Source organism: Paenibacillus sinensis (genome assembly GCF_019904155.1).
GTDB classification, from domain to species: Bacteria; Bacillota; Bacilli; order Paenibacillales; family Paenibacillaceae; genus Paenibacillus_AQ; species Paenibacillus_AQ sinensis.
On sequence record NZ_JAHCMB010000175.1, the window covers coordinates 1 to 2,342 of the forward strand.

Here is a 2,342-nt window from a genome sequence, read left to right on the forward strand (position 1 = left end):
GTTTAGACGATCTATTGGAAGTATATGCAGAAGCCGTTACTCGATATTTCCAAATTGATTCAGCGTCAGGTGCCCAAGAGTTGATCATTAAAGCTTCTGGCAGCCAATTAACTAAGGGACAAACTCTATTCCTCAATTGGTTTGAATCAAAAGGCCTTCCTGCGGTATCGTCTTTGTCAAATATAACACAAGTGAAAAATGAAGAAGCAGCTGTTGCAGAAATCGTTTACGAAACGTATATCCNGATTTCAGTTACCCGGAAGATGTAAGATCTAGTCTTATTAATATCTCAAATGAATTGCAATCAATTATTAATGAAGCATGTTCAGCTGCCGAGGAATTTGTCGTAAAAGAAACATACATTGTCGTTGAAGAATATCTAATGTCCGAGCCTTACAAGGCCCCTCGAGGACGCACAGGAACAGATTCCTTTAGATATTTTGTATCGCCTCAACGTATCATCTCAAGGACAATATTAACAGAATCAAGACAAAAAAATATCAAAGTGAAGCTTCAGTTAACTGAGGCTTCTTTTTTTTTCTACGCTTGACTATTTCTCTAACCACTCTGAAATCGGGTAATAAAATGTAAGACATAACTTGGAGGAATCATCATGAAACCACAAAAGAGAGGCTTACCCAAAAATCGAATCGTTCCCGAACGCAAAATGTATTTTCGCCCGGAAGTCACACATGTCCGGATTGTGGAACCAAACTCAAGCGGCATCATAATGCTTCGAATAAAATTGTAGCGACGCTCGAAGGCATTATTGAAGTCTGGAATATGGCGTACCATTGCCCGAATCCGGTGTGTGGCAAGCCCAAACGGTATTTTCGTTCGCTTCAAGCCGACGCCTTGTGTCTCAAACACACTTCGTATGCCTATGATGTGCTGGCTCTTGTCGGTGAAATGCGATTTAAGCAGCATATGACCGTGACCGAAATTTCCGAAGCCCTAACGGAGCGAGGCATTCCCACCTCAGAACGTCATGCCATGCGTCTCTACGAATGGTATCTGACCTTGCTTCGTGCTTCCCTAACCGCGGATATCAAAGAACAATTAGCGGATATCGTCACGAAATATAACGGACTCCTTCTCTCGATGGACGGCGTCCAGCCGGAGAAAGGAAATGAAACGCTGTATGTGATTCGCGAAGGGTTTAGCGGGCGGATTCTAGCGGCAAAGAATTTAAAAAGTGGTTCAAAAACCGAATAAATTGCCCGTTTAAAGCCTGTCAAAGACCTTGGATTTCCTGTGATTGGGCTAGTCAGTGATGGCCAACAATCTATTCGACTCGCGATGGGAGAAACCTGGCCGGATACGCCTTACCAATACTGCCAATACCACTATCTTAAGGATATTGCCAAACCTGTTGTTGATCTGGACCGCAAACTCAAAACAGGACTCAAAAAAAGCCTGCGGGGTCTTCGGGAGATTGAAAAGCAAGTGGAAGATGACGATTCGATAGAAAGCGAAGTGACTCGGGATTATTTAGCGGCGACTCGTTCGCTCCTTCTGGAAGACGGCAATCCTCCACTGGATTTGCATGGGATTCGGATTTATGAGAAGGCTGAGGCCGTAAAAGCTTCGCTCGAAAAGAGTGTAGCTAAAAAAAAGGGGGGGGGCTGTCCTCCTGAAAAAGGTTCTCCTTTTGTTCCGTAAACTCCCCGAATTCACTTCGAAGTACCAAGCGGTGAAACGGTGGGTGGCAAATTCCGATTCAGGAAACGGCACAGTTGCTTGCTCCTGAGGCTGTAGAGGAGGACCAGCGTAGTGAGACAGTGCGCTTCGCGATGCAATGTTTACTGTCCTGGATACAAAAGACGTATACCCGTAAGGAAGATCTCGTGTTTGTATCCAACTTCCAGAATTACACCCGAGGCTTTTGGAGGGGGCTATTTACCTGCTATGATGCGCCTTGGGTGCCCCGCACGAATAATGACCATGAACGTTTTTTTCGTCAAACCAAAACAAAGCACCGGCGAACGACGGGGCGCCGCAGTTGGAATGAACACATTCTCCACTGCGGCGAGTTTGTCGTGCTCGTCGTGATGCTTTAGACCAACAGCATCTGGTGACAAGGTTACAACAAGTTTCGTATGAAGCGTTTAACCAAGAACGTCGTCATTGGGCGAAACGACTGCACGAAACCACGAAACGCAGACGTTTCCGCCGAGACCCCTTAGCCTACCTGAAACAGATTGAAAACAAGCTATGTTAGTAAATTAATCAACCGTAGTTTTTTTTGTCTTGAAATAACCCAGGTCTCTTGTTAATGTTTATGTAGAATAAATTACCAAATGAAATGTGGAGGTTCAATTGATGGAGGAAGTTTGGGAATA

The 2,342-nt window shown here is 44.7% G+C and carries 2 protein-coding genes; both read left to right on the top strand.

Translation table 11 applies throughout. The features are described 5' to 3' along the window. The first annotated feature begins 783 nt into the window (after positions 1–783). A complete protein-coding gene (locus tag KIH86_RS29610) occupies positions 784–1,215 on the top strand; it encodes a hypothetical protein (protein WP_235775506.1) in 432 nt (143 codons plus the stop codon). An 84-nt stretch (positions 1,216–1,299) separates the two neighbouring features. Continuing rightward, on the top strand, positions 1,300–1,662 hold the full coding sequence (locus tag KIH86_RS29615; RefSeq protein WP_235775507.1) for a hypothetical protein: 363 nt from the start codon (positions 1,300–1,302) through the stop codon (positions 1,660–1,662). The last annotated feature ends 680 nt before the right edge of the window (positions 1,663–2,342 follow it).